The sequence below is a fragment of the Burkholderia sp. WSM2232 genome (assembly GCF_000472545.1).
Taxonomy (GTDB): domain Bacteria; phylum Pseudomonadota; class Gammaproteobacteria; order Burkholderiales; family Burkholderiaceae; genus Paraburkholderia.
Genome location: NZ_AWZV01000008.1, coordinates 227231 through 253897 on the forward strand (window position 1 = coordinate 227231; position 26667 = coordinate 253897).

At 61.1% G+C, this 26667-nt stretch carries 23 protein-coding genes and 1 pseudogene; 21 read left to right on the forward strand and 3 right to left on the reverse strand.

All coding sequences use genetic code 11. The features are described 5' to 3' along the window. Positions 1–101: 101 nt before the first annotated feature. The 14 genes from F757_RS0108750 (at position 102) to F757_RS0108815 (ending at position 15506) form a co-directional block, all read left to right on the forward strand. Positions 102–1142 carry a Bug family tripartite tricarboxylate transporter substrate binding protein gene (locus F757_RS0108750; RefSeq protein ID WP_027211068.1) on the forward strand — a complete coding sequence of 347 codons (1041 nt, stop codon included), beginning with the start codon at positions 102–104 and terminating at the stop codon, positions 1140–1142. Positions 1143–1169: 27 nt separating this feature from the next. Further along, positions 1170–2024: an amidohydrolase family protein gene (locus F757_RS0108755; RefSeq protein WP_027211069.1), complete on the forward strand. Its 855-nt coding sequence runs from the start codon at positions 1170–1172 to the stop codon at positions 2022–2024. 123 nt (positions 2025–2147) lie between these two features. Next, the gene (locus F757_RS0108760) at positions 2148–4154 is read left to right on the forward strand and encodes a tripartite tricarboxylate transporter permease (protein ID WP_027211070.1); all 2007 of its coding nucleotides are present in this window, start codon (positions 2148–2150) and stop codon (positions 4152–4154) included. Between the two features lie 30 nt (positions 4155–4184). Further along, positions 4185–4715 carry a carboxymuconolactone decarboxylase family protein gene (locus tag F757_RS0108765; RefSeq protein WP_027211071.1) on the forward strand — a complete coding sequence of 177 codons (531 nt, stop codon included), beginning with the start codon at positions 4185–4187 and terminating at the stop codon, positions 4713–4715. Between the two features lie 50 nt (positions 4716–4765). Beyond that, entirely contained in the window at positions 4766–5770 is a 1005-nt protein-coding gene (locus F757_RS0108770) for a LysR substrate-binding domain-containing protein (RefSeq protein WP_027211072.1), read from the forward strand. A 134-nt stretch (positions 5771–5904) separates the two neighbouring features. After that, a complete protein-coding gene (locus F757_RS33225) occupies positions 5905–6207 on the forward strand; it encodes a hypothetical protein (RefSeq protein ID WP_232221379.1) in 303 nt (100 codons plus the stop codon). A 285-nt stretch (positions 6208–6492) separates the two neighbouring features. Beyond that, on the forward strand, positions 6493–7464 hold the full coding sequence (locus F757_RS0108780; protein WP_027211073.1) for an ABC transporter substrate-binding protein: 972 nt from the start codon (positions 6493–6495) through the stop codon (positions 7462–7464). A 63-nt stretch (positions 7465–7527) separates the two neighbouring features. Further along, positions 7528–8553 carry an amidohydrolase family protein gene (locus F757_RS0108785; protein WP_027211074.1) on the forward strand — a complete coding sequence of 342 codons (1026 nt, stop codon included), beginning with the start codon at positions 7528–7530 and terminating at the stop codon, positions 8551–8553. A 20-nt stretch (positions 8554–8573) separates the two neighbouring features. Then, positions 8574–9422 carry an amidohydrolase family protein gene (locus F757_RS0108790; RefSeq protein WP_027211075.1) on the forward strand — a complete coding sequence of 283 codons (849 nt, stop codon included), beginning with the start codon at positions 8574–8576 and terminating at the stop codon, positions 9420–9422. Between the two features lie 83 nt (positions 9423–9505). Beyond that, the gene (locus F757_RS0108795; RefSeq protein WP_027211076.1) at positions 9506–10363 is read left to right on the forward strand and encodes an HpcH/HpaI aldolase family protein; all 858 of its coding nucleotides are present in this window, start codon (positions 9506–9508) and stop codon (positions 10361–10363) included. Further along, the gene (locus F757_RS0108800) at positions 10363–11913 is read left to right on the forward strand and encodes an acetolactate synthase large subunit (protein ID WP_027211077.1); all 1551 of its coding nucleotides are present in this window, start codon (positions 10363–10365) and stop codon (positions 11911–11913) included. Before F757_RS0108795 ends, F757_RS0108800 begins: the two co-directional genes overlap by 1 nt. 35 nt (positions 11914–11948) lie before the next feature. After that, positions 11949–12842 (forward strand): phosphate ABC transporter substrate-binding protein, encoded by an 894-nt coding sequence (locus tag F757_RS0108805; RefSeq protein ID WP_027211078.1) that lies wholly within the window; start codon positions 11949–11951, stop codon positions 12840–12842. A 51-nt stretch (positions 12843–12893) separates the two neighbouring features. Continuing rightward, positions 12894–14216: an MFS transporter gene (locus F757_RS0108810; protein WP_027211079.1), complete on the forward strand. Its 1323-nt coding sequence runs from the start codon at positions 12894–12896 to the stop codon at positions 14214–14216. 84 nt (positions 14217–14300) lie between these two features. After that, positions 14301–15506 carry an MFS transporter gene (locus F757_RS0108815; protein ID WP_027211080.1) on the forward strand — a complete coding sequence of 402 codons (1206 nt, stop codon included), beginning with the start codon at positions 14301–14303 and terminating at the stop codon, positions 15504–15506. 83 nt (positions 15507–15589) lie between these two features. Here F757_RS0108815 and F757_RS0108820 read toward each other — a convergent pair whose 3' ends face one another. Both F757_RS0108820 and F757_RS35715 read right to left on the reverse strand, forming a co-directional pair. Next, entirely contained in the window at positions 15590–16615 is a 1026-nt protein-coding gene (locus tag F757_RS0108820; RefSeq protein WP_027211081.1) for a porin, read from the reverse strand. Further along, on the reverse strand, positions 16612–16848 hold the full coding sequence (locus tag F757_RS35715; RefSeq protein ID WP_156923570.1) for a hypothetical protein: 237 nt from the start codon (positions 16846–16848) through the stop codon (positions 16612–16614). The genes F757_RS0108820 and F757_RS35715 overlap by 4 nt, the downstream gene beginning before the upstream one ends. Positions 16849–16967: 119 nt before the next feature. Here F757_RS35715 and F757_RS0108830 point away from each other — a divergent pair, with 119 nt between their 5' ends. From F757_RS0108830 to F757_RS36495, 7 genes and pseudogenes are all read left to right on the forward strand, one after another. Beyond that, positions 16968–18248, forward strand: coding sequence for an MFS transporter (locus F757_RS0108830; protein ID WP_027211082.1), 1281 nt, complete (start codon positions 16968–16970; stop codon positions 18246–18248). A gap of 82 nt (positions 18249–18330) precedes the next feature. Continuing rightward, a complete protein-coding gene (locus F757_RS0108835; RefSeq protein ID WP_027211083.1) occupies positions 18331–19332 on the forward strand; it encodes a protocatechuate 3,4-dioxygenase in 1002 nt (333 codons plus the stop codon). Positions 19333–19482: 150 nt separating this feature from the next. Continuing rightward, the gene (locus F757_RS0108840; RefSeq protein ID WP_232221381.1) at positions 19483–21393 is read left to right on the forward strand and encodes a hypothetical protein; all 1911 of its coding nucleotides are present in this window, start codon (positions 19483–19485) and stop codon (positions 21391–21393) included. A 315-nt stretch (positions 21394–21708) separates the two neighbouring features. After that, on the forward strand, positions 21709–22734 hold the full coding sequence (locus tag F757_RS0108845; RefSeq protein WP_027211085.1) for a porin: 1026 nt from the start codon (positions 21709–21711) through the stop codon (positions 22732–22734). Between the two features lie 392 nt (positions 22735–23126). Further along, positions 23127–24071 carry a helix-turn-helix domain-containing protein gene (locus tag F757_RS0108850; protein WP_027211086.1) on the forward strand — a complete coding sequence of 315 codons (945 nt, stop codon included), beginning with the start codon at positions 23127–23129 and terminating at the stop codon, positions 24069–24071. A gap of 192 nt (positions 24072–24263) precedes the next feature. After that, positions 24264–25376: a lactonase family protein gene (locus F757_RS0108855; RefSeq protein ID WP_027211087.1), complete on the forward strand. Its 1113-nt coding sequence runs from the start codon at positions 24264–24266 to the stop codon at positions 25374–25376. A gap of 187 nt (positions 25377–25563) precedes the next feature. Beyond that, positions 25564–25747, forward strand: a pseudogene (locus F757_RS36495) (methyl-accepting chemotaxis protein); the annotation flags it as partial. 118 nt (positions 25748–25865) lie between these two features. Here F757_RS36495 and F757_RS0108860 read toward each other — a convergent pair. Continuing rightward, positions 25866–26636, reverse strand: a complete 771-nt coding sequence (locus F757_RS0108860; RefSeq protein WP_442856633.1) for a PfkB family carbohydrate kinase — start codon at positions 26634–26636, stop codon at positions 25866–25868. Positions 26637–26667: the final 31 nt, after the last annotated feature.

Genomic DNA, 26667 nt, shown 5'->3' on the forward strand with positions numbered 1-26667 from the left:
CAATTAACGAACGGAGACAACCCAATTCGCGCGAATGATTCGAACCGTCGCTGCTGGCGGGCGAAGGTGAATTGCGGATTACTATCGGAGACAGTACGACCATGAAGTACAGGACCGCAATTCGCGCTTGCGCGGCGCTGCTCACCATTGCTGCGATGGCGATTACGGAAACGGCCCATGGTCAGTCGGTTGAGCAGTTCTATCACGGCAAGACCGTTACGCTTATTGTCAGCGCGGACGCAGGCACGCCGACTGACATCATTGCGCGCCAGTTCGCACGCTTCTTCGTCAACTACATTCCTGGAAAACCGCATGCGGTGGTAATGAACGTGGTCGGAGCTGGCGGTATGGTCGCGGCCGCCTCGCTGCAGTCGCGGCAGTCCAGCGACGGGACCGTCATCGGTTTCCTGCAGCGAAACAATCTGTACATCCCGTTGCTCGATCCGCGGCAGAGCAGGTTCGATCCGCGCAAAGTGCGGTGGCTCGGCAGTCTGAACAAGGTCGAGTATTGCCTCGTTTCGATGACGCGTTCGGGCGTGACGACCGCCGGCGACCTCGTCACGAAAAAGATGTACATCGGCGCGACAGGCTTCGCCAACGAAGACCGCACGCTGCCAGCGCTGCTTGACGAGTATCTCGGCGCGAAGATGAGCATTGTGCCTGGCTACACCGGCCGCGGAGAAGTCTACCTCGCGATGCAGCGGGGCGAAGTGGATGGCTGGGCCTCGACCATCGACGGATTACAGCAAGGCGAACCTGTGCGCATGCTCGCCAACGGCAAGATGAAAGTGTTGCTGCACCTGGGCTGGAACAGTCCGGCTCCGTTCGCCGGTATCCCGAGCCTGAGCGCCTATATCACCAACCCCGACGTCAAGGCACTCTTCAATCTGTTCCTGCTGCCGTTCCAGGCCGGGCGGCCAATCGCCGTACCGAAGGATGTGCCCGAGGAACGTCTTGATGCGCTGCGTGAGGCGTTCTCGAAGACGATCGCGGACCCTGAGTTCGTCGCAGCAATGAAAAGTTCAGGCTACCCAATCGATCCGATCGACGGAAACGCGGTGGAACAGATAGTCGGCCAGCTCTACGCGACCCCACAGCGGCAGCTCGAAAGCGCACGCAAGCTCATCTTCAGTTCTCACTGAACGCAGATCACCACGAGGTTTGTTCACATGACACCGGAAATAATCGACATCCACCCGCATATCATCTCTGCAGACACCGAACACTACCCGATCGCGCCGCAACATGGACACCGGTCCAAGTGGTCGGCCACGCGCCCGGTCACGTTCGAGCAGATGATTGCCGAAATGGACGAAGCGGGTGTTGCGAAAGCTGCAATCGTGCATTCGTCAACCACCTACGGTCACAACAACTCGTACGTGGCCGACAGCGTGGCGCGCTATCCGAAGCGCTTCACAGGCGTCTATTCCTTCAATCTGCTTGCGCCCGACGCGTTGCAGACCTTTGACTACTGGCTCGCTCGCGGCATGGGCGGCATTCGTCTGTTCACGGGCGGTGCGACGCATCAGGGCGATGCGAGCTGGCTCGTGGATCCGGCGACGTTCCCAATCTGGCAGCGTTGCGCCGAAATCGGCATGACTATGGCAGTACAGACGACGCCGGACGGTTTGTCGATGGTCGCCGAGCTTGCGCAAGGCTTTCCCGCCGTAAAGATCGCGCTGGATCACTGCGCGCGGCCCGGCCTCGAAGATGGCCCGCCGTACGCGCGTTGCGCGGCGCTGTTCGAACTGGCGAAGTACGACAACGTATATATGAAGATCACACCGCGCACATTCGATCTGGCGCAGGCGGCGCCAGGCGGGGCAGACGCGTTCTTCGCGACGCTCGTCGAAGTGTTCGGCGCGGATCACCTGGCGTTCGGCTCCAACTACCCGGCTTCTGCGGGACCGCTGAAAAAGCTGATCGATCAGGGCCGCGCGTGCTTCGCCAGCCTTACCGAGCAAGAGCGCGCATGGATCTGGGCCGGCACGGCCAAGAAGCTTTACCCGGTGCTGGCCGATTGAACCCCTAACGTCGGGCGGCGAATCAAGTCAACCGCGTAATCCGACTCGGTGGGCATCTCCAACCACAACTGGGCGGACCGACCGAGTGAGCCAGACGGGCTTGCCATCTAATCAGGATGACGTATGGAATTTCTCAACGATGCAACGCTCCTGGCTGCAGGCCATGCGTTGTCGACGCTCCTCCAGTTCAACCGTCTGATCTTCCTCGTATTCGGCGTGGTGGTCGGACTGTCGATCGGGCTGCTGCCAGGCATCGGAGGCTTGACGGGTTTTGCGCTGCTGGTACCGTTCACCTACACGATGGACCCGTATGCGGCCTTTGCAATGCTGCTGGGCATGGCATCCGTCATCACGACTTCCGACGTGATTCCAGCCGTGCTGTTCGGCGTGCCCGGCCACGCGGCTTCGCAGGCGACCGTGCTCGACGGCCTGCCGATGACGAAACGCGGTGAAGCGTCGCGCGCGTTGAGCGCGTGCTACATGTCCTCGCTGTCTGGCGGTCTCATCGGTGCGATCGTTCTTGCGTTTTCGCTGCCGTTGGTGCGGCCTTTCGTGCTCTCCATCGGCACCCCCGAAATGCTCGCGCTCACGATATTCGGCGTTTCAATGGTCTCGGCGCTCTCGGGCAACGCGCCGCTGCGCGGCGTAGTCGCAGCCTGTTTCGGCATCCTGGTGGGCATGATCGGCACCAACGTCGCAACCGGGCAGATGCGTTGGACCGGCGACATCCTTTACCTGCAGGACGGCATTCCGATCGTGCCGATCATCCTCGGGATCTTTGCCCTACCGGAGTTGTGCGAACTTGCTATCCGGCGCAAGGCGATCGCCGAGAACGTGCAGTTCAGTTCTCGTGAGGGAATGCGACAGGGCGTGGTCGACAGTTTTCGCAACTGGTTTCTGATTCTCCGCTGCGGCGGCCTTGGCGCGATACTCGGTGCGGTGCCGGGCATCACAGGCGCGGTGACGGACTGGATCGCCTATGGTCATGCGCTGCAAACCGCGAAGGGCGCGAAGCAGTCTTTCACCACCGGCGATGTGCGCGGCGTGATTGCGCCCGAAGCGGCGAATAACGCGCGTGAAGGCGGCAGCCTTGTGCCGATGCTGTCGTTCGGTGTGCCGGGCGGCGCGGCGCAGGCCATTCTTCTGGGCGCGATGATGGTGCATGGTTTCATCCCCGGCCCGGACATGCTGACCAAGCATCTCGATTTCACGTACTCGATGGTCTGGTCAATTGCGCTTGCCAACATCTTCGGCGCGGGTCTGTGTTTTTTGCTCAGTGGACAGTTCGCGAGGATTTCGACGCTGCGCTACACGCTCATCCTGCCGGTCATCATGCCGATCATCTATGTCGGCGCCTTCCAGGGCTCCCGCAGCTGGGGCGACCTGTTTGTGCTGCTGATCGCCGCAGTGATCGGCTGGACCATGAAGCGCCTCAAATGGGCGCGCCCGCCGCTGATTCTCGGCCTCGTGCTCGGAGTGCTGATGGAGCGCTACATGTCGATTTCCTTCGTGCGCTATGGCGGGCAGTGGGTCACGCGCCCGGTCGTGATGGGGCTCCTCGCGCTCGCGGCGCTGGTCTTTTTCAAGCCGTTGTTTACGGCGTTGCGCAGCGGCGGCCTCGCGCGGATGCGACCGAGCGGCAAGATTGTCGTCAAGCCGGAAGATCTGGTTTATGTGTTCTTCATCGGCGTGGGCATATACATGCTGGTCACCGCGCAGAGCTGGCTGCTCATGGCGAGAATCGGGCCGACCGTGATTGCGAGCATGCTCGTGATCGCCGGAACTTTCAGCCTGATCTACAAGATTTTGGTCATTCCTGCACATGGGGCAGCGGCGCCTGCGGGCGGCGGCATTCACATGGACGTTTCGAGTGATCATGGGGAAAAGCTGCCGAACCACGTGACCCTAATGCGCGCCGCGAAGTTTTTCGGCTGGTTCGTCGCGTTTCTTGCGTGCATGTCGCTGATCGGCATGATCCCGACCGTGCCGATCATTATCGTTGCGTACATGCGCATCGAGGGACGCGAGTCGTGGAGGCTCAGTCTGATTCTCGCCGCCTGCGTGACCGCGCTGATCTATGGCGTTTTCGATCAGATCATTCATATACCGTGGCCGCCAAGCCTCATCTAATCAAGGCATCGTGACAGGAAGGAAACAGGCATGACCGACAATCGGCTACAACGTATCGACCCCGACAAAGCCACCCCCGAGCAAAAGAAAGTCATTGCCCGGCTAGGCGAGGGCCGCGGGCGAATTCCCACGCCGTTCAACATCTGGCTGCATAACCCGAACCTCGCCGGCGGGATGGAGATAATCGGTACACACGTCGACCACTCGCCCGTGCTCAGTGAAGCGGAGAGCGAAGTCGCGATTCTTTCGACGGCGGTCTTCTGGAACGCGCCCTACGTGATCGCCAACCATCGGCGGCATGCGTTGAAGGCGGGAGTGCCGCAGGCGGTAGTCGACGCAATCATGGAAAAGCGCCGACCAGAAGCAAGCGATGACCGCCTTCAGCTTGTCTGCGAGGCGGTCTGTGACATTCTCGCGGGCGGCGTAGTCGACGACGCGCGCTTTGCGCGTTACGACGCTGAACTCGGCCGGGCGGTGATTGCCGAGTTGCTGATCACGGTCGGCTACTTCACGTCTATTTCGCTCGGCATGACGTTGCATGCGCTGCCGCCCAAAGACTGATAGCAGCTCGTGTTCGTTGACCAGATGGTGAAACCGCGGAGGCACACGACGTGTCAGCTCTCGACTGGTATCTGCAGATCAACCTGAAGGCGCGGCACCTGCGTCTGCTCGTCACGATCGACACATACCGCAATCTGACCCAGGTCGCCGACGTCACGCACGTGACGGTGCCTGCCGTCTCCAAGTCGCTGGCGGAACTGGAGCGGGGCCTCGGGCTTACGCTGTTTTCGCGCACCGCGCAGGGCCTCGTACCCACGCCGTATGGCGATTGCCTGATCCGCCACGCACGCGACATGCTGACGATCCTGCATCAGGCGCGCGACGAACTGAAGGCACTGAGTTCGGGGACCGAGGGCAAGGTTCATATCGGCATGTTGCCAGCATCGGCTTCCGTGCTGTTGCCGCAGGCGCTGAGCCTGCTGAAACAGCGCTCGCCCGGCACCAACGTGATGGTCACGGAAGGCACGACGGCCTTGCTGCTGCCCGAGCTGTGGCAAGGTCATCTCGACCTCGTCGTGGGCCGCTTGCCGGCGCCTGACACGCTCGGCAGCTTCGAGGAGCGCGAGCTTCTTGAAGAGCCGGTCACGCTGATGACTGGCCGACACCATCCCCTGGCCCGCAGGAAGTCGGTGACATGGTCGGACTTGCGGCCATATCCGTGGATACTGCCGCCACCCGGCTCGATACTGCGAGACCCGCTGGAAAGGGCGCTCGAAGCACACGACGTCCCGCTGACCAGCAACTACATCGAAACGCTTTCCATGCACGTCGCACGTGCCCATCTGCAAATCTCGGATTTCATCGCCGTCATGGCCGGCACGCCCGGTGGCGACACGGCGCAGCCGTTGCATACTCTTCCCTTAAGCCTGCCGCGCTTGCTGCGTCCGGCAGGCGTGCTATGGAACCGCAATCGCGGCCTCACGCCGAGCGCGCAGTTGATGGTGTCGTGTCTCGAAGAGGCCGCCGGACGGCTGCAGGCGGGCGCGGACGCTGCAGCACGCGCGGCGGCACCGGGCGGGGCGAGCCGGCTGCGCGCGCCCACGCCGGCGCGTTGACGGCGTGGCGGTTCGTTAGGCCGCGAGGCGCGCCGGCGTAAATGGCGCGTTTGTCAGCGCTGCGCCAGCTATTCGACTGTTGTGTCGCGCTACACTTCATCATGGTGTTCCCGGTTTTCTCGACAGCGGAGACCATGATGAAGATCGCTCTTGCATGCCTGACACTTCCCGCATTCCTCATGGCTTGCACTGCACCATCCACCGACCTTCTGTCCAACGCCCCGACTGCGTCGCGTCACATCACGCCGCGCGAGTGCCGTGATCTCGCCGCCCTCAGGAAGGGCGCCGAGCCGACGCACGACCGTTTGACGTCCGAGGCAGCGGTGCTGCTCATGGCCGGATACAACCAGGTGACCGACGCCGATCTTTATCCTGGCGCGCTGCACCATGCGCAGCGGCGCATGGACGATTGGTACGCGCAAGACTGCGGGATGTAAGACTTGATTATCCGCGGTATCCCGCGCTGCACTGTACCTTGGTCATATTCAGCTTCACCGCGCCGCGCAAGGCCTTGCGCTCTGTTTGAGCACGCGCGCCTGGTCGCCAATCGCCTCTCCTTTACCAAATGGTTAACACTCGCGCAGCTTATTTCAATAGACGGAAAACCGGCGCGCAAACATCATTCAGTCAACGGGATCGCCTGGTGAGTCGCGCAATGCGACCACAGCCGGCAGCAGCCGGGAGGCAGGCAGATCCAATTGCCCAAGTCAAAGGAGACTACGTTGACCAAGAAAGTACATCTCACGCTCGCGATCGCCGAGCATCCGCATACCGCTGCCATCCGCGACGGCTCGATCCCCATAGAAGGCGTCGATGCAGAATTCATCACCGTCCAGCCGCAGATCGGCGCGTTTCGCCGAATGGTGCGCGACGTCGAATTCGACGTCTGCGAACTTGCGCCGACGACCTACATCATCGCCCGTGCCTATGGCGCGCCGTTCGTCGCGCTGCCGATTTTCGTCGTGCGACGCTTTCATCATTCCGGGCTGCTCGTGCGGCCGGGCGCAGGCATCAAAACGCCCAAGGACCTGGAGGGCAAGAAGGTTGGCGTGCGTGCCTATTCGGTGACGACGGGCGCGTGGACGCGTCAGGTGTTGATGGACGAATTCGGACTGGACGCCTCGAAAGTGACATGGGTGGTCGACGACGAAGAGCACGTCACGCAACTGAAGTTGCCGCCGAATGTAATTCACGCGCCTGCTGGCAGTTCGCTTGCAGAAATGATGGAAAAGGGTGAACTCGTCGCCGGTTTCCACGGCAACGCTGGCATTGGTCGCACCGGCGATCCGACGGGCGGCTGGAAGGAAGTCGAGGCCGACTATCCAGATCTGTTTCCGAACGCGGAAGAACTCGAGGCCGAGTACTACGCTCGCACCGGCGTCTACCCGATGCACGGCACGATCGTTGTGAAGGACTCGGTGCTTGCCGAGCATCCGTGGGTGGCCAGGTCGATCTACGACGCTTTCGACAAAGCGAAAGAGGATTGGCTCGCTAAGCTCGATGCGGGTGAGCTCACCGACAAGAAGAACAAGAAATACCTGGAGCTGCGCAAGATCGTCGGACACGATCCGCTGCCGTACGGTATCGAGCAAAACCGCAAGACCATTGAGGCGCTCGAGTCCACTGCGTTCAAGCAGGGCCTTACGCCGCGACGCATGACGATGACCGAGCTGTTCGTCGATCCCCGCGCCTGAGCCGGGCGTACAGGTTGGACCTCGTGCATTCATCTACGCATCCCACTCCAGACGGAATAAGAAATGATCATCGATTGCCACGGCCACTTCACGACGGTCCCCGCATCTTTTCGCGACTGGCGTGCGAAGCAGATCGACTCAGCCAATGACCCGGCCAATGCGCCGCCGCTCTCGGGCGCCCGCGTTTCCGACGACGACATCCGCGAGGGCGTCGGCAGCGGCCAGTTGCGTCTGCAAAAAGAGCGCGGCGGCGACCTCACTCTGTTCTCGCCGATTGCGGGCCTGATGAGTCACCATCTCGGCAACGAGCGCACGAGCCTCGAATGGGCCGAGGTGTCGAACAATCTGGTACGCCGCGTCTGCGACCTGTATCCGGAGAACTTTGTGCCGGTCTGCCAGTTGCCGCAGTCTCCGCTCGCGCCGCCGAAGAACTCGATTGCCGAACTGCGCCGCTGCGTCGAGGAAATGGGCTTTGTCGGCTGCAATCTGAATCCCGACCCGAGCGGCGGCTACTGGACCGGCAAGCCGATGACGGACCGCGAGTGGTATCCGCTCTACGAGACGCTGTGCGACCTCGACGTGCCCGCCATGATCCACGTCGCCGCATCATGCAACCCGTGTCACCACGGCACGGGCGCGCATTATCTGAACGCGGACACGTCGGTCTTCATGCAGTTGCTCCAAGGTGATCTGTTCAAGGATTTCCCGACGCTGCGATTCGTGATTCCGCACGGCGGCGGCGCGGTGCCTTACCACTGGGGTCGCTACCGCGGCATGTCGCTCGAAATGGCGAAGCGTCCCCTCGAAGGGCTGCTCAGCAATGTGTTCTTTGACACCTGCGTCTATCACCATCCGGGCGTGGAATTGCTGACTAAAGTGGTGCCGACGAGCAACGTGCTGTTCGGATCGGAAATGATAGGCGCGGTGCGCGGCCGCGATCCGGACACCGGCGAGTATTTCGACGACACGAAGCGCTACATCGACGCCTGCACGGCCCTGAGCGACGCCGACCGCCACGCGATTTTCGAAGGCAATGCCCGCCGCGTCTATCCGCGACTGGACGCGCACCTCAAATCCAAGGGACTGTAACGCAGCGATCGCTGACGGACATCATGAACATCATCGACATTCATCCTCATATCATCTCGGACGACGAAAAGCGTTACCCGCCTGCGCCGCTCTTCGGCAAGCGCTCGGACTGGTCTCAGGAGCGGCCCAACACCGTCGAGGCGCTCATCAAAGCCATGGACGAGGCCGGCGTTGCGAAGGCCGCCGTCGTGCATTCGTCGACCACTTACGGCTTTGACAACAGTTATGTCGTGGACGGCTGCAACCAGTACGAGAACCGGCTCGCGGCCGTGGGCTCCGTCGATATGCTGGCCGACGACGTGCAGGCGGTGATCAAAAGCTGGTCGGACAAGGGCCTCGCCGGGCTGCGCATCTTCACCGGCGGTTCGACCAAAGACTTCGATCCGAGCGAGCTCGACAATCCCAAGTCCTTCAAGGCGTGGGAGATGCTTGCCGAGCTGAAGCTGCCGATGTGCATTCAGACCGGGCCGATCGGCTTACCTCAGGTGCGCATGCTCGCCGCAAAATTTGCGAATGTGAAGATCATCCTGGATCATCTGGGCCGCCCCGACGTGCTCGACGGACCTCCGTATGCAAAGGCTGCCAGCCTATTCGCGCTGGCCGATCTGCCGAACATTTATCTCAAGCTCACGCCGCGCATTTTCGGCGATGTGAAGAAGGAGAAGGCGAGTGCGGAGACTTTCTTCCCGCGTGTCGTCGAAGCGTTCGGCGCAGAGCGCCTGGCTTGGGGCTCGAACTTCCCGACCTCGCCCGGCACGCTCGCGGAAATACTCGCGACGGCTCAGCAGGGGCTCGCCTGCCTCAGCAACGAAGAACGTGAGTGGATCTTCAGTAAAACCGCGCAGAGGCTGTATCCGGCTCTTTGCTAAGCCGACTGTCGCCCCCGGCACCGAACACCGCCACGCGTGCGCGGCCGCCTTATGCGGCGCCTCGCAGCGAAAGAGAGATCAACATGTCCAACATCCGCCTGAACAGCATCATTCGAGCATTCGAGTCGGGCAAGGCCGCGCATGCGGCCTTCTCCAAGCTCGACAAGCAGACCGCCATCGAAATGAGCGATTCGCCGTATGACGGCATCGTCTTCGAGATGGAACACAACCCGTATGACGTGAGCGCGCTCGGCGACGCATTGCAATACATGCTGAGCCGCAAGCAGATTGCCGAGGCCGCGTCGGTGGCGACGAAAGTGACGCCGATTGCGCGCATTCCGGCCAACGGCATCGAGATGAACCAGAGCTTTGCAAAGCAGGTGCTCGATCGCGGCGCATACGGCGTCATCTGGCCGCACGTGGCGACCGTGGAGCAGGCCTACAACGCCGTTGCGTCGTGTCGTTACGCTCGCCCGAAAAGCGCGCTGCTGTACGAGCCGAAAGGTGTACGGGGCGACGGTCCGGCCAATGCGGCGCGCTACTGGGGCGTTTCGATGCAGGAGTACTACCAGAAGGCCGACGTATGGCCGCTCGCGCCGCAGGGCGAAATCCTTGTCGGCCTGATGTGCGAGAGCACGCAGGCGATCGCGAACCTCGACGACATCCTGGCGAATGTGCCTGGCATCGGCTTCATTCTGATCGGCGAGGGCGACTTGAGCCAGGAACTTGGCTTCCCCCGCCAGTACGAGCACCCGGAAGTTGTCGAGGCGATGCGCCAGATCGTCGACACCTGCAGGAAGCATAACGTGGTGGTCGGCCATCCGCACGTGACTGCCAAGAACCATCGACGTCTGAGCGAAGAGGGCTACCGCTTCCTGATGTCGGCTCCGCAGCGGACCTACGGCGTAGTGGGCCTCGCACGCGACATGGCAGGCTACTGATGAACGGCGCCGAAAGCCTCGTCGCGACTCTGGTCGAGCAGGACGTCGATATCTGCTTTGCCAACCCGGGCACCTCCGAGATGCATTTCCTCGCCGCGCTCGGCGACAACCCGAAGATGCGCAGTGTGTTGTGCCTGTTCGAGGGCGTTGCCACGGGTGCAGCAGACGGCTGGTATCGAATGAGGGACAAGCCCGCCTCGACGCTGCTGCATCTTGGGCCGGGACTTGCAAACGGCCTCGCGAACATTCACAACGCCAGGCGTGCGTCGTCCGGTATGGTGAACGTGGTTGGCGAGCATTCCGTGGCGCATCTCAAGTACGATCCGCCGCTCACCTCGGACATCGAGGGGCTTGCGCGACCGCTCAGTCACTGGGTTCGCCGCGCGGAGTCGGCGGACAGCATTGCCTGGGATACCGCTCAGGCCGTGGCGAAAGCGAGTGGGCATCCGGGACAGATTGCCACGTTGATCCTGCCCGGCGATACATCGTGGCAACAGGCGGGCGCGGCTCCCGTGCTGCCGCCGCCCGTCGATGTCCGTCGCAGGACGCCCAGTGCCGCGCGCATCGAACACGTCGCAAGGGTGTTGCGCTCCGGCGAGCCGACGTTGGTCATTCTCGCCAACAGGGCAACACGCGGCTCGGCGCTTGAGAAAGCAGGCCGCGTGGCGGCCGCGACCGGCGCGCGGCTCGCCTCTCAGTTCTTCACCGCGCGCATGGAACGCGGCGCGGGGCGGGTGCCGATTGCGCGAATTCCATACGCTGTGGCGCAGGCCAACGCATTTCTCAAGGACTACAAACACATTGTCACGGTCGAGACCACGGAGCCCGTGGCCTTTTTCGCGTACCCGGAAAAGCCCAGTCTGTTGAAGGCCGAAGGCACGCTGGTTCATGCGCTCGTTGAGGCCGACGAGGACAGCGACCTTGCCTTCGACATGCTGCTGCAGGCACTCGGCGCGGCCGACACCGCGGCGCTCGTACAGCCGCGCATCGAGACGCCGGTTCCCACCGGCGCGCTCAATCCCATAAGCATCGCGCACGCGCTGGCAGCGGCGTTACCCGAGCACTGCATCGTCGTCGACGAATCGCTGACAACGGGCCGCGAGTCCATGGGCTTGACCATGGGGGCGCTGCCGCACGATCTCATCAACAACATGGGCGGCTCGATCGGCTACGCGACACCTGTAGCCACAGGCGCGGCGCTGGCGTGTGCGGACCGGCGCGTGTTCTGCATGGTCGGCGACGGCAGCGCGATGTACACGATCCAGTCTTTATGGACTCAGGCGCGCGAGAACCTGAATGTCACGACAATCATCTTCGCCAACAACAGCTACGCGATTCTCAAGGGGGAGTACGCCAACATGGGCGCGGGCACGCCGGGCGAGCGCGCGCTCTCGATGATCGACATCGACAGGCCGCGCATCGACTGGCTCGCAATGGCGAAGAGCATGGGCGTACCTGGCGTTGCCGTCGAAACGGCGGAGAGCTTCCATAAAGCAATGGTCGATTCGACCCGCGAGCCGGGCCCGTGCCTCATCGAGGTACGGCTTTAACCGATCAAGGCAATCAGGCAATAGGAGAGACACTCATGACAACGACGCTCACAGGTGTGCCGACGCTGCGCACCAATCTAGCTGAGTACGCGGTGACAAAGGCGATGCGCGACGGGCGGATAAGCTCGGATCTGGTGACGCTGGACTTCTGCGGCCCAACTCCCGCGCACAACGGCTTCAAGGCGATGGTTCGAGAGGACAGATTCGATGCAGGCGAACTCGCCATCGTCACCTTCTTACAGGCCAAAGCCTATGGCAAGCCCTATGTGCTGATGCCGACACCTATCTCCGGGCGCTTCCAACACCATTGCGCCGGCTACAACATCGACTTTGGGCATCTCGATCCCAAGGATATCGAAGGCAAGAAAGTCGGCGTGCGCACTTACACGCAAACCACCGCACTGTGGATTCGCGGCGTTCTGCGCCACGAATATGGCGTCGATCTCGACAAGGTCACGTGGATGACGCTCGGCGACGGACACCTGGCCGAGTACAGCGACCCGCAAAATTGCGAGCGTCTGCCGGCAGGTTCCTCTATTCCGGAGATGATGCTCAAAGGCGAGTTGGCCGCTGCGCTGCTCGGCGAGGACATGCCGAAGGACGAGCGCGTACGCACGCTGGTTCCGGACGCGCATGCGGCTGCAAAGGACTGGTTCACGCGCAGTGGAGTGGTTCCGATCAATCACATGTTCGTGGTGCATCAGAATCTTTCGAGGGAGCGACCCGATGTGGTGCGCGAGCTGTACCGTATGATCGTGGAAAGCCGCTCGTTCGCCGAGGGGGTGCCAGCTGTCTTTCCGCCGATCGGACTGGAGGCGAACCGCAAGGGGCTGCAATTGGCGGTCGATTGGGCGCTCGATCAGAAGATCATTCCGCGCCGGCTTTCCGTAGATGAGCTGTTCGACGATGTGACGGGAAGCCTGGGCTGAGCGACGAAGCTCCGGGTAGTCAAAAACGAGTAGAACATCGGAGACGCAAAGGTGGAGACGACTCGGCAAAAAGCGCTGCGGCCCGAGAATCGCTGGGGCATTCTCGTGCTGCTGGCGCTCGGCCTGATGATCTCTTTCGTGGACCGAACCAGTATGTCGACCGCTTTAGCGGATCGGCACTTCGTGCAGGAATTTGCGCTGACGCACGTCGAGCGCGGCTGGCTCGGCTCAGCAATGTTCTGGTCTTACGGCCTGTTGCAGATGCCGATGGGCTGGCTTGTCGACCGCTATGGCGTGAAATGGCCTTACTCGATCTGCTTTCTGCTGTGGTGTCTCGCGGCAGCGGCGACGGGTCTCGTGACCACGCTGTCCGCGCTGATAGTCATGCGGCTTCTCATCGGCATCGCTGAAGCTGTAGTGGTGCCGGCCACCTACCGCTATCTCGCCGACAACTTCGATGAAACGCGCAAGGGCACGGCGCTCGGCATCTATTCGATCGGCGGCAAGATGGGGCCGGCGCTCGGTGCGCCGATCGCTGCGTGGCTGATCGCCGTCGGCTCATGGAAGACGATGTTCATCATCACAGGACTCGCAGGACTGGTCTGGTTGATGCCCTGGCAACTGATGCTTCACAACGACTTTCCGTCGCGTGCCGAACTTGCGTCGGCGAAGCGCCGGGCGGCTTCGGTGCCGCTCGCCAATCTGCTGGCGAGTCCAGTTGTATGGGGCGGCCTGATCACCAATTTCTGCTACAGCTACTTCGCGTTTTACTGCATGACGTGGATGCCGGCATATCTGGTCGAACAGCGGGGGCTTTCGCTGCAGGAGTCGGGGCTGTACACATTCTTTAGCTTCGCCGGAATCGCCATCGTGGCCGCTTTCGCCGGGTGGGCGGCGGACAGGCTGATTGCGCGTGGCCATGATGCGGTGGTCGTGCGCAAGTCGTTCATCGTGGCCGGTTTTATCGGGGGCACGACGGTTCTGATAGGCGCTTATACGCCGTCGCCGCACATGGCGCTGTTCTGGAACATCCTATCTCTTTCGCTCCTCGGCCTTGTCACGGCGAACAATCTTGCTTTGGTGAAACTCACGCTGATTCCCAGGCAGGCGGTGGGTCTGAATACCGGCTTGCAGCAGGTTGCTACCAGCCTCGCCGGTGGCGTATCGGCGAGTCTGTCGGGCTGGCTGCTTCATGTCGGGCACAGCTACACGTTGCCAATGGCGGCCATTTTCGGCTTCCTCGTGCTTGGCGCGGCAAGCACGGTGGTGCTGCTTCAGCGCAAGTGGGCGCCGAAAGTCAACGGTAGTGGATACGAAGAGCGAGACAACGACGATGCAAAGGCGCGTACCTATGCAAACAGAAATTTCCCCTGAGTGCCCGCATGGTTGCAAGGCGGGACTGGGGCAGCGGACATGACGCGCGCGAACAACAGCTCGCAACCGGTCGCGCAGGCGCCCATGCGTAAACACTCGTCGCTGACGCGTTTCCTGATTGCCCGCGCCGGTTCAATCACCGCGCAGCAGATGCTCATGCTTGCAATCAGCTGGCACATGTTCGATCTGACATCGAGCGCGTGGTCGCTGGGGCTCGTCGGACTGTTCCAGTTCGCTCCCGGACTCGCGACGACTTTCGTCGCCGGTCATTGCGCCGATCGCATGCATCGCGGCCGGATTGTCGCGGCCTGTCTCGCCGCGCAGGCGGTGACAGCCGCGCTGCTGGCTGCGTCCACAGTAACGCATGTCGTGACACGCGACCTGTTGCTCGGCCTCTCTCTCGTTCTCGGCGCGATCCGGCCATTTCAAATGTCGGCGCAGCAGGCGCTCTTGCCGATGCTCGTTCCCCAGAATCTGCTCGCGCGGTCCATGGCGCTTAGCACCGTGGTTCAACAGGTCTGCGTGATAGCCGGGCCGGCGTTGGGCGGCTTGCTGTTCGCCATGGGTGTTAACACACTTTATCTCACGTGCGCAGCGGTGTTCTGCGTGAGCGCCGTGATGTACGCGATCATTCACTACGACTACGTGCCGCCGCCGCGTGAGCCGGTCACGGCGCAAACGGTGCTCGCCGGCTTGCGCTTCGTGTGGAGCAACCCGTTGTTGCTCGGCGCCATCTCCCTCGATCTCTTTGCCGTGCTGTTCGGCGGCGCGACCGCGTTGCTGCCGGTCTATGCGAAAGAAATCCTGCACGTCGGGCCGCAGGGTCTCGGCTTGCTGCGCTGTGCGCCTGCCGCGGGCGCATTATGTGTCGGCCTTGTGTTGTCTCGCCGTGCAATTGGCAGCAGCGTTGGCAAGAAGCTGCTGGTCGCTGTGGTCATCTACGGAATGTCCATTGCCGCATTCGGGCTCTCCCGTTCGTTTTTGCTGTCGCTGTTGCTGCTTGCCGTGTCGGGCGGCGCGGACACCATCAGTGTGATTGTCCGACAGACACTGATCCAGCTTGAAACGCCGGATCTCATGCGCGGACGAGTCGCCGCGGTGAACACGCTGTTCATCGGCGCGAGCAATCAACTGGGCGAGTTCGAGTCAGGTATGACCGCTACCGCGTTCGGCGTCGTCGGCTCGGTCGTGCTCGGCGGATTCGCGACGGTCCTCGTCAGCCTTGCATGGAGTCATCTCTTCAAGCCGCTCGCCCAACGGAAGACGTTGCAGTCACAGACAGCGCGTTGAGCACGACGGCTCGCGGCGCGTCTTTCCACCTCTTATGGTTAAGCTCCAATGGCGACACAAAAGCGCCGCCATCCGTATCCGCATCAGAATTTATGCGTCATTCCGAGGATTACGCCACGCGCGTACGCGCCTGGGTTGACCGCAATGCCAGAATATTGCGTGCCGTCCAGCGTGTATTGCGCCTGATTGCGGTTCTGAATGAGCCCGGCGGTGGTGTACAGAATAGTCGACTTCGACAGATAATATTCATAGATCAGCCCGACCTGCTGAGCGTTATTGCCTTGGCCCGTCCGGTCGTGCGCGTATCCATACATTACCGAGAGCCGGTTAAACGGATTGAACAGATAGGTGCCCGATACTTCGTAGATGTCACGCTTTTCGCTGTTATCGCTCTGACGTTCCGTCTGGTACGCCGCATAAAAGCGCGCCGCGCCCAGCCGGTAAGACGCGGTCCCTCTGAATATCTTCTGCACCGACGTGCCGGCCGCATTTGCAGACGATTCATAGCCGGCGCCCAGATGAAGGGGACCGTGAACATAGCGCGCCACGACGTTGTAAAAGCGCAGGCCGTTCGACGGGCTCGTCGTCTGATCGCGCAGCGACACCATGCCCTGCACGCTCAGACCGCGAAAGTCCGGCAGGAAGTAGGCAATCGCGTTACTCGCGCGCACGGACGCGTCGGTGAAGTTGTTGATCGGCGAGGCGAAGCTCTTGACTGCGGTGGGGTCCACTTCGCCGTTCAGGAAGAGATACTCAGGCTTCTTCTGACGCCCGAAGCGCACTTCGCCGAACCGTCCGGACACGCCGATCCATGCTAGACGATTGAAAGAGGCGGTAGGGTCGGTCGCCGCACCGGTCACGCCCGAGAATCCCTGCTCCAACTGGAAATTGACGCGGACGCCGCCACCGATATCTTCGTGACCGGTCAGGCCGTACACGGTCGCAAAGAGGCCGCTCGATACGGCACGGACCGCGCCCCCCGCACCGCCGTTCTGATATTCGATGCCGTTGTCGAGCACGCCGTAAAGCGTGACCGACGATTGCCCATGAGCGGTATTCAATAGACATGCCAATGCAACGGTCGATATTGGATAGACCAGCTTCTTCATTCTGTCTCCGAGTCTGTTTCTTTTTTTCGAGCGCTTTGCGCGCGCAACAGGCGCTTGCTTTCGTAACGCCCTGGCGTCCAACGCGACACGGCATAGGCGAGGGCAAAGGGCGCGGCGAAAGCGAGAACGAAGAATATTGGATCGACGGGCTGACGTCCCTGCACAAAACCGAGATTCGCCGGAACTTTTAATAAAGGCCGATCAATGCTGGCAGACCTTAACAAAAGTGCCATTGAAAGTGACTTTTGTGTAGGGACGCAGACGCCTTCGTCACATATGCTCGATTCGTCGAAACGATGGCTCCGGCGCCCGCGTTTTCCGCAATCCAACCCAATCAAAGAGAAAAGAGCAGATGGAGACAAACAAACCTGAACGACAAGGAAGCGTGAGCCGCTGGGCTGTGCTTGCGCTCCTTGCGCTCGGCGTGCTGATTTCGTTCGTCGATCGCACCAGTATTTCGTCGACGCTGGCGGACGCAAGTTTCATCCGCCATTTCGCGCTCACCAACGTAGACCGCGGCTGGATCAACGCGGCGTTTTTCTGGTCGTACGGCGCGTTCCAGATTCCGATGGGCTGGGTTGCGGACCGCTACGGCGTCAAGTGGCCCTACGCGATCAGCTTCGCTTTGTGGTGCCTTGCTACTGCGCTGATGGGGGCGGTCACGGCGCTCACGAGCCTCGTCGTCATGCGTCTGATCATTGGAATGGCTGAGGCAATTGTGATTCCCGCTAGCTATCGCTGGATTCGCAATAACTTCGACGAGAGCCAGAATGGACTTGCCGTCGGCCTGCTGGCGATGGGCAACAAGTTTGGCCCAGCGTTGGGCGCGCCAGTGGGTGCATGGTTCATCGTCCACTATTCGTGGCAGGTGATGTTCGTCGCCACAGGTCTAATCGGTCTGGTCTGGCTCGCGCCGTGGCTACTGCTGGCTCGTAACGATTTGCCGACGAAGGAGCAACTCGCAGCCGCAAACCGGCGCGCACGCACGGTGAGTCTCGGCAGTATCGTGTCTAGCCCGGTGGTGTGGGGCGGTCTCATCACCAACTTCTGCTACGGCTATTTCACGTTTTACTGCATGACGTGGATGCCTTCGTATCTGGTCGAGCAACGTCATCTTTCGCTCTCGAGGTCAGGGCTTTTCACGTTCTTCAGCTTCGCCGGCATCGCAATCGTCGCGGCGCTCGCGGGTTGGGTTGCGGACAGGATCATTGCGAGAGGGTACAACGCCATTCTCGTGCGCAAGCTGTTCACGATCACAGGTTTTGTCGGCGGATGCACAGTGCTGCTCGGCGCCTATGCACCGACGCTGGAATTGGCGCTCTTCTGGAATGTACTGTCGCTTTCGCTGCTTGGCCTCGTAACCGCCAACAACCTCGTGCTTTCGCGCCTGAGCCTGATTCCGAAGCAGGCAATCGGACTCGTCACGGGCGTGCAGCAGGTAGCGACAAGCCTTGCCGGCGGCGTGACGGCAAGCCTTTCCGGGTGGCTCCTGCATGTGAGCGGAAGCTATGACCTGCCAATGATGGTGATTCTTGTCTTCCTCGCGCTGGGAGCGCTTGCAACCGCGATTTTGTACCGCCCCGAATGGGCGCCGAAAGTCACGGAAATGCAGCCTTCGTTGCGGCAAGCGTAGAAAGGGCCGCATAGCGGACCGTAGTGACGCTTACTGCACCCTGGCTGCGTTGCAGAACACTTAATTCACTGAGAAAACATATATGGCGAAGATTGTATTCGGAATGGCAGTGCCGCACAGCGGCATGCTCGGTCAGGCGCCGGAAGACTGGCTAAAGAACGGTGAGCGCGACCGCAGTAATCCGGAACTGTGGTATCGCAATCGGACATGGACTTATCCTGAGCTGGAGGCGCATCGAGAAGCGGCCTTCGAAAAGTTTCTGACGCTCGAGGAGCGCACCACGCGCGCGGCGCGCTGCCGCGCCGCGCTCGACACGATGGCCGCCGCGTATCGCGAAGCGAAGATCGACGTCGCGATCATTCTCGGCAAGGACCAGAAAGAAATCTTTCCGCACTGCTCGCCGTCGATCGCCATCTACAGCGGCGAGGAGGTGCATAACGGCCCGCCGCAGCGCTCCGTGTATGCGCCGGACCACCACGTCACGCACAAATGTCATCCCAGACTGGCCACTTATCTGATCGAGCACTTCCAGCGTGAGCGCTTCGATCTGACCGACCTGTTCGCGTGGCCCGACAACGTGTGGATGAAACCATTGCCCGAATATCCCGTTGTGCCCCATGCGTACAGCTTCGTCTATCACCAGATCATGGGCGATGCGCCGCCGCCGCATGTGCCCGTCATCATGAATTGCTTTTATCCGCCGACGCAGCCGTCCATGTCACGTTGCATCGAGTTCGGAGCGGTGTTGCGCGATGCGATCAATGCGTGGCCGGACGACGTGCGGGTAGGCATATTTGCGTCAGGTGGCCTGTCGCACTTCGTCAACGACGAGGAATTCGACCGCCGCATCATGAAGATGCTCGCCGACTATGACTACGACGGTCTCGCTGCGGTGGACAATCGCTCGTATCAGTCTGGCACATCCGAAATCAAGCTCTATGTCAGCGTCATGAAGGCGGTGCAGGAAACGCGCGCCAGCATGACGCTGGTGGACTACGTGCCGTGCTGGCGCACGCCAGCAGGCACTGGCGAGGGCATGGGCTTCATGTACTGGAAAGCCGAACAATCCGCTGCGAGCAACTGATTCGCTGCCGTGGACGAGAGACGACCGGACAGCAGCATCAAAACGGAGGTATCGAGGAAACGAACGCATTGCGTCAATGTATCCAGTCGAGCGGGCGGCTTGGCGCGGTGTGCCCCCCGCTCCAATATAAAACTAATGGAGGCATTTGCTGTGCATCTCATTTCGTCTTTCAAAAAGCTCTTCGGCTGCTTGGCGATTGCGGGCGCCTCTGTCTCGCCTGTGGGCGCGGCAGGCGCGGCGTCGAATGGAACCCTGTATCTCAACCGGGTCGGCCCTGTCACTTCGGAGTTGTACATATCGAATGCCGACGGTACCGGCGAGCACAAGTTGATTCCAACCGCCGGGTTCGACTATCACGCGTCGTTTTCCAGAGATGGCCAGTGGATCGTGTTTACCTCTGAGCGCGATGGCCTCGGTCAATCGAACCTCTATCGGGTCAAGGTAGATGGCACAGGAATCGAGCGGCTAACCGATCACTTGGCCGTCGACGATGCGGCCGTCTTCTCGCCGACAGACCCGAACCTGATCGCGTTCGTCTCGTCGCGCCGGGGCAAGGACGGCTTTGGCACCGCCAACATCTGGACCCTCGATGTATCGACGGGCGCATTGAATAACGTGACGGGCTCGCTCGGTTTCGATCCGACACGGCCGCACAGTTACTTCAGACCTTCATGGTCGCCGGACGGAAAGTGGCTTGCGTTGTCATCCGATACGGGCTCGGATTGGCGCGGCCACAATCTGCCCACCGGCTGGGAGCGTACGCAGGAAAGCAGCATCTACATCATCCGGCCGGACGGCTCCGGCTGGAGGAAAGTGGCCGGCGTGGCGGGTTACGACGAGGGATCGCCCTCGTGGTCGCCGGACGGCAAGCGGGTCGTGTTCTATGAAACGCCGGTGGAATCGACGTGGGGCGCGCACCGGCCCGAGTCGATCGATTCGGTCAGTTCTCAACTCGTGTCAGTCGATGTTTCGAGCCTCGCCCGAACGACGATGACTTCCACTGCGGGCTTCAAGGTATTCCCGCAATATCTGAATGCGAACAGTGTCGCGTACCACGTGAAAGGCGGCTCGACAGAGGGGCTCTATACGACAGCAGGTATTTTCCGCTCAACGGCCAACACGGGTATCCGCTCGCCGCGCTACTCGCCGGACGGTACGAAGCTGGTGTACGAGAAAGTCGCCTTTAGTCCCGCGCGTGCCAACGGAACCCCGCTATTCAGTTTCGATCCGGCCTGGAAGTACACCTATCTCGACGTATTCCCGCAACTGTCCAGAGACCGGGCAAAGCTGGTGTACACGGAAAAGGCAATCGGCTCGTCGATTGCCGTCACCAATCCCGATCTGTCCGGTTATACGCGCATTTACGATCCGGCAACGAGCGGTCTGGACCCGGCTGTCATCGCGCAGGGGCTCGCCGGCGCATTCCAGCCGACGTGGTCGCCGGATCGTCAGTGGGTCGCCTTCGGTGTGGGCAACTGGTTCTTCACCCGCAGTACTGGTGCCGGCCAGATCATGCGGATCAGGACAGACGGCAGCATGAATGGTCAGGCCGAGGCGCTGACGGACGGTTCCATCAACGCGGGCTTTCCGAGCTATTCGCCCGACGGCAAGAAACTTGTGTACCGGGTATGGAGCGCCACCGTACAAGGGCTGCGCATTCTCGATCTGAACACGCGCAGCTCGACCGTGCTGACGAGCGGTGCAGATAATTTGCCGGGCTGGTCGCCAGACGGCAGCAAGATCGTGTTCACACGTAAGCAGGTCGATACCGCCGATCCGAACAAGTTCAACTACGACGTGTTCACCATCAGACCGGATGGCACGGGCCTCACGCGCCTGACTACGGACGGCTCGAACCAGGGCCACGCTGTGTGGACGTGGGACGGCCGTATCGCATACAGCTCCGGCACCTATGGCTTTCGTGACGAACTAGCGCTTTACGACAACAGCTTCCAGCCCGACGGCCAGAATTGGGTAATGAATGCGGATGGCAGCAATCAGCGGCCGACAACGGACACGCTGTGGGAAGAGGCCATGCCTCTCTACATTCCCGGGCTTTGAGCTCCCGTTGCATTGGCTGTGGAACGAAGGCGCTGTGCATCGCGCACGGTGCATTACCTGGGCACGCGGCCGGTCATCCAATGCCCTTGGCATGACCGGCTCCCGTAGGCGTCGGAGGCAGCAGATACATCTGCGTTGAGGCAGGCATCCCTGCGATATGGCTCTCCAGTAGTTCAACGCTGGACGAGCGGGGCGATGGGTCGGTCACGTCTGTGCATTGGTTCAGCGTGTAGGACGCGAAGAACCACGTCCGCGTCAGCCACGTACGGTAGCGGGGCATACGCTCGCACATTTAAAATATAAACAGGAGACAAAATGAAAAAGGCGGTATTGGCTATATCCGGCATTGCATCGGCGTGCGCTGTCAATTGGGCATACGCTCAGTCGTCGGTCACGCTTTACGGAGTGATCGACAACGGCATCGAATACCGGAACTCAGCTTCGGGCACGGTAGTCCGTACGGTATCCGGCGGCCTGTTCGCAAGCCGGTATGGTTTGAAGGGCAGTGAGGATATCGGCGGCGGCCTGCATGTCAACTTCCAGTTGGAGCAAGGCTTCTCTGGCGTGACGGGAGCAGCTTCGAATTCGGCGGCAGCCTTTAACCGGCAAGCGTGGGTTGGTGTATCCGGCGCGTTTGGGGAGACGCGGTTTGGCTTGCAGAACACGCCTCAATACATTTTCATCAACCCGGAACTTGATCCGACCGCGGTGATGAGCATCGGGTCGCCGATGAATAACTTCAACAGCCTGACCATTCGCGTCAATAACGCCATTTCTTACTTCACACCGGCGGTGTACGGGCTCAGTGCCCAGTTCATGGTCGCGATGCGCGATTCGACCACCGAGCCAACGAACGGATTTCAGTTCTATAACGCTGCACTGCGCTACGAAAACGGCCCATTTCGCATCGCGGCCGGCTATGAGCAGGCGGCGAATGCCGCAGGAACTTCAACGCTGAAGCTGTTCAACGCGGGCGCGTCTGTCGGAATAGGGGCCGCGCGGTTCTATCTGGCGTACCACGCCGAACACCAGACTGACGACAGCATAAAGCGCGACGTGTATGAAGCATCGGGTTCATACTCGTTTAGTCCTGCTGCCCAGCTTTCTGTCATGTATGGTTACGCGCATGACCGTACAGGCCAGGGCAATAATGCGCAACAGATCGGTCTCACTTACGCGTATTCGCTCTCGAAGCGCACCACGTTATATGGCTCCGCGGGATTTATTCAGAACCGCAACGAAGCCCGCTTCACGCTCAACGGCACAGGCTACACCGGGCTTGCCGTCGCGCCGGGCGCCGACACGCGCGGCGCGATCATTGGCATGATGCACAAGTTCTGATTGCAGAGGGAGCTTGCCACGGCGCGGCTCATCCGGGTTAATAGCAGGGCGCGCCTTACTGGATGATGTGCAAGAATGCATTCTGCTCCCACGGAGCTTGTTGTATTGAGGCCGCGCGAGAGTTTCGGCGATTCACGCGACATGGTTCGAGAAACTGGTCGAGTCAGTTACGGATGTCTAACTGTGTCACACGCGGAGCTTGCCGCCGCCGCTGGTGTCTCGCGTAAGCGCACCGCGCTGTGTGTCGCTTCGGGCGTTCGCGCACTCCGCAGTTCCGACGCCAACTGCCGCGAGTAGCTTGCGCACTTCTGCATCACGCTTTTCGAGCCCTCGCGTGCGAACCCGGAATTCTAACGATGGCCGTGATGACCCGCATCGGCCAAGGAGACTTTATGCCACACGGTGCCTCGGCAAAGTATCACACCCGGTCCGGCGCCAGCGCGAACATGACGACTGTCCCGAAGGTTCGCCTGTACGTTGAGCGCCCGGAGGAAAAGAACTGGTTTGTACATGTAGGCCATGTCACGGAGCGAGGCCGCTGGCGAACCGAACCGCATGCGCATCCGGCGTATGGCCAGGTGATATTCGTGCGCAACGGCCGCGGCATGATGAACCTCGAAGGCAGCCGTGTGCCGTTCGATGGGCCTTGCGCCCTGCTGTTGCCGACCGAGTGCGTGCATGGTCTCGACTACGAGCTTGACGCCGACCGCTGGGTCGTCACCATCGAGGTTGTATATCTCGCGCAAGTGAACGCAAAACTCCAGGAATTCATGGCACTGTGGGCGTCGCCGCGAGTGATTCCGCTTGTTTATTGTGCCGACGCCGGCATGGAGTTTTACAGCCTGATTTGCAGTCTTAAGGAAGAGGCAGAATCCGACGCGACCGGTCACGTGATCGGCACCGAAGCGCTGCTTACGATGCTTTTGCTCAAGCTCGTCCGTGAGGTGCGCCTTGCCGATACTGGCAACGAAAGCGCCACGCGCAACGATGTTCGCGTTGTCGAACGCTTTCGCAAGCTGGTCGACGAACACTTCCGCGAGAACTTGCCGCTGCAGGACTATGCATCGATGATGGCTGTTTCGCTCGTGCAACTGCGCACAGCGTGTGCGTCCGCAGCAGAACAAAGCCCGACGAAAATGATTCATGCCCGCATCATTACCGAGGCAAAGCGGAATCTCATCTTTGGAGACATGTCAGTGGAGCAGATTGCGTTTGCGCTCGGCTTCGCGGATGCGGCTTACTTTACGCGCTTTTTCCGCAGAGAAGTCGGCCAGGCGCCGAGCCAGTTCCGCGCTGCGGCGCGGCAGCAATCGCAGCGCAAGGCCTTGTCGCAGTGAGGGTTTTGAAGGGGAAGATGCGCCAAAAAATACCAGTGAATAGCACTTTTATACAGGGACGTATGGGGGCGAATCGAATAACCTGAGGTGAACTTAATTTTGTGTTCGCCTTGGGATTTATCGCCCATGACTCATTCCTTAAAGAGAACTACACACACCCGGTACCTGCTGATCAGAACGTGTGCTGCGGTCATGTCGCTCGCGGCCACATTGAGCGGGTGCAGCGGTAGGGGGATACCGCCTGAAGGGTCGACGGGCGAACTGGTGTACGTCGGCACGCAGGACCGTCAGATTCAAGCGCTGCGCTTTGATCCGTCGACGGGCAAGCTTGCGGTAATCGCCAAGGTTGCGGAGGGTGCGCGCTCGACGTGGGTCGCCGCGCATCCGGTGTTGCCGGTGATCTACGCGGTCGACGACGATAATGCAAAGGAAGGAAGCGTGACCGCTTATGCGGTGAATCGCACTACCGGTGCGCTTGAACGAATCAACGAAGTCGCAACCAGAGGCAGCGGCACCACGAATCTGTACCTGGACGTTCCGTCAATGACCTTGCTTGCCGCGAATTACGGCGGCGGTTCCGTATCGAGCATCACAGTCAAGCCGGACGGCAGCCTGGGTTTACTCGTGTCGACGGTCAAGGACATCGGCTCCGGGCCGAACCGCCGCCAGGCCACTGCGCACGCGCACAGCGCTGTGGTCGACCCGTCCGGGCGATATGCGCTCGTTCCTGATCTCGGCGCCGATAGGGTGTTCGTGTATGGATTCGACCGTGGGGCTCACTCTCTGTCGGCGGACGACGCCGTCCGCTCTCGCTCATTCGTTGCGCCGGCGGGCAGCGGCCCGCGCCATATCGCTTTTGGCGCCAGCGGTCAGTATGTCTATGTGATCAGCGAACTGTCGGCGGAAATAATGGTGTTTCGCTGGGACACAGTGCAAGGGCGCTTGGCGCTTTTGCAGTCATTGCCGGTCAGCAGCGAGACATTCAAGGGCACGAGAAGCGGGGCGGAAATCGCCGTCAGCGGCGATGGGCGCTTTGTCTATGCCGAAAATCGAGCAGAAGATTCGCTGTCCGTCTATAGGGTCGATGCGAATTCCGGCCAGCTCTCGCTGGTTCAACGTGTGGCCTCGGGCGGTGAAAGGCCTTGGGGTTTCGGGATCGACAGGTCAGGTAAGTGGATGCTGGTTGCGAACCAGCGCAGCGGCACTGTGAACGTGTTCGGCATCGACACCGCGTCCGGCAAGCTTTCTGATATCGGGCAAACGGTCAGCATGCCGACTCCGGTCAGCATCGCCTTCGTCAATTAGTTGATTTAGAGGTCGGCTCACGTGATACCGCTTGATGTAGGGGTGGCAAGCGCGCAAGAGGGAACCGCCGTTGGAACAGATGGTAGATACCGACGGTGAATGCAGTCTGACGATCCACGCCGGCGGGTCCGCGCGAGCAGCGAGAGCAATCCGCTTGCACGTCGCGCGTCGAGCGTCGCGGTGGAGGTTGGCGGCGGCTGTTGAAACTGCTCGGGCAGGCGAGGAAGATTGGGGGCTTGATAGTGGTTGCAGGGGAGCATCGCGCACTGGCGCAACGCCGCCCCACTGCCGCGAAGATCAGGGAACTGATCAGTGCATCAGTCGACGGCACGCAGCCCGGCGCTTCGCCTGTTAACCAAGCTGGCGAAACGGCAATCTCTCAGGTTCCGCCGTAGCCTTCGGGTTGGGCGGGATCATTTCACCGGTCCCAAGCCGGCTTACCTACCAAGCGAACCGCCACTCCTGGCGACTTCGGCCGTCAGCGACAGGTCATGCAGCCTGGCACGCCCGGACTTCTTCCAACCTTGGAATCGAAGGTTGCGCGCCGCGACGTTGAACGCAGATGCTTGCGGCCGCCTGCGCGTGCGTGAGCGCATCCGAGAGCGCGGCGCGCATCGCGAGCTTTGCCGCCAGCGCGCCGACGAAGGTATCGCCGGCGGCGGTCGTATCGATCGCGCGAACCTGTCGCGCGGGATAGCGCGTTCCCGCCATTGCGTCGCCGACGACATAGACGCCTTGTTCGCCGAGCGTTACCACGACGTTGCGCGCGCCAGCACGATGCAGCCCGCTCGCCGCTAGCGCGGCGGTGTCGCTTGCATCGGGGGCGAGTCCCGCGAGAATCGATACCTCGATTTCGTTGGGTACGAGATAGTCGATCAGTTCAAGCCAGTTGGCGGGCAAAGGTTGCGTCGCGGGCCCTGGATTCAGCACGGTCAGCTTGCCTAGCTGGCGCGCGATGACAAGCGTCGCGTGCACGGTCTCCGGCGGCGTTTCGAGCTGACACACGACCACGTCGCAAGCACGAAAGCGCGCTTCGTTCGCGTGAATGGTTGCGGGCGACAATGCGCCATTGCTGCCCGNCACCACCACGATACTGTTCTCGCCGGCAGCGGACACCGTGATCATCGCGAGGCCGGTAGAGTGCGTATCTGAGACTTCGATGCCCCCGCAATCGATGCCTTCGGCTGCGAGTTCATCGACACGTTGCGCGCCGTAAACATCGCGTCCGACGCAGCCGATCATCGCGACGCTCGCGCCCATGCGCGCGGCGGCAACCGCCTGATTCGCGCCT

What these genes read in the sequence shown, in the direction of transcription:
- F757_RS0108835 (WP_027211083.1), top strand. Translation starts at nt 18,331, where the DNA reads ATGGCGAAGATTGTATTCGGAATGGCAGTGCCGCACAGCGGCATGCTC.
- F757_RS0108785 (WP_027211074.1), top strand. Translation starts at nt 7,528, where the DNA reads ATGATCATCGATTGCCACGGCCACTTCACGACGGTCCCCGCATCTTTT.
- F757_RS0108815 (WP_027211080.1), top strand. Translation starts at nt 14,301, where the DNA reads ATGCGTAAACACTCGTCGCTGACGCGTTTCCTGATTGCCCGCGCCGGT.
- F757_RS0108845 (WP_027211085.1), top strand. Translation starts at nt 21,709, where the DNA reads ATGAAAAAGGCGGTATTGGCTATATCCGGCATTGCATCGGCGTGCGCT.
- F757_RS0108820 (WP_027211081.1), bottom strand. Translation starts at nt 16,615, where the DNA reads ATGAAGAAGCTGGTCTATCCAATATCGACCGTTGCATTGGCATGTCTA.
- F757_RS0108765 (WP_027211071.1), top strand. Translation starts at nt 4,185, where the DNA reads ATGACCGACAATCGGCTACAACGTATCGACCCCGACAAAGCCACCCCC.
- F757_RS0108805 (WP_027211078.1), top strand. Translation starts at nt 11,949, where the DNA reads ATGACAACGACGCTCACAGGTGTGCCGACGCTGCGCACCAATCTAGCT.
- F757_RS0108755 (WP_027211069.1), top strand. Translation starts at nt 1,170, where the DNA reads ATGACACCGGAAATAATCGACATCCACCCGCATATCATCTCTGCAGAC.
- F757_RS0108760 (WP_027211070.1), top strand. Translation starts at nt 2,148, where the DNA reads ATGGAATTTCTCAACGATGCAACGCTCCTGGCTGCAGGCCATGCGTTG.
- F757_RS35715 (WP_156923570.1), bottom strand. Translation starts at nt 16,848, where the DNA reads ATGGCACTTTTGTTAAGGTCTGCCAGCATTGATCGGCCTTTATTAAAA.
- F757_RS0108795 (WP_027211076.1), top strand. Translation starts at nt 9,506, where the DNA reads ATGTCCAACATCCGCCTGAACAGCATCATTCGAGCATTCGAGTCGGGC.
- F757_RS0108855 (WP_027211087.1), top strand. Translation starts at nt 24,264, where the DNA reads ATGTCGCTCGCGGCCACATTGAGCGGGTGCAGCGGTAGGGGGATACCG.
- F757_RS0108750 (WP_027211068.1), top strand. Translation starts at nt 102, where the DNA reads ATGAAGTACAGGACCGCAATTCGCGCTTGCGCGGCGCTGCTCACCATT.
- F757_RS0108830 (WP_027211082.1), top strand. Translation starts at nt 16,968, where the DNA reads ATGGAGACAAACAAACCTGAACGACAAGGAAGCGTGAGCCGCTGGGCT.
- F757_RS0108800 (WP_027211077.1), top strand. Translation starts at nt 10,363, where the DNA reads ATGAACGGCGCCGAAAGCCTCGTCGCGACTCTGGTCGAGCAGGACGTC.
- F757_RS0108850 (WP_027211086.1), top strand. Translation starts at nt 23,127, where the DNA reads ATGCCACACGGTGCCTCGGCAAAGTATCACACCCGGTCCGGCGCCAGC.
- F757_RS33225 (WP_232221379.1), top strand. Translation starts at nt 5,905, where the DNA reads ATGATGAAGATCGCTCTTGCATGCCTGACACTTCCCGCATTCCTCATG.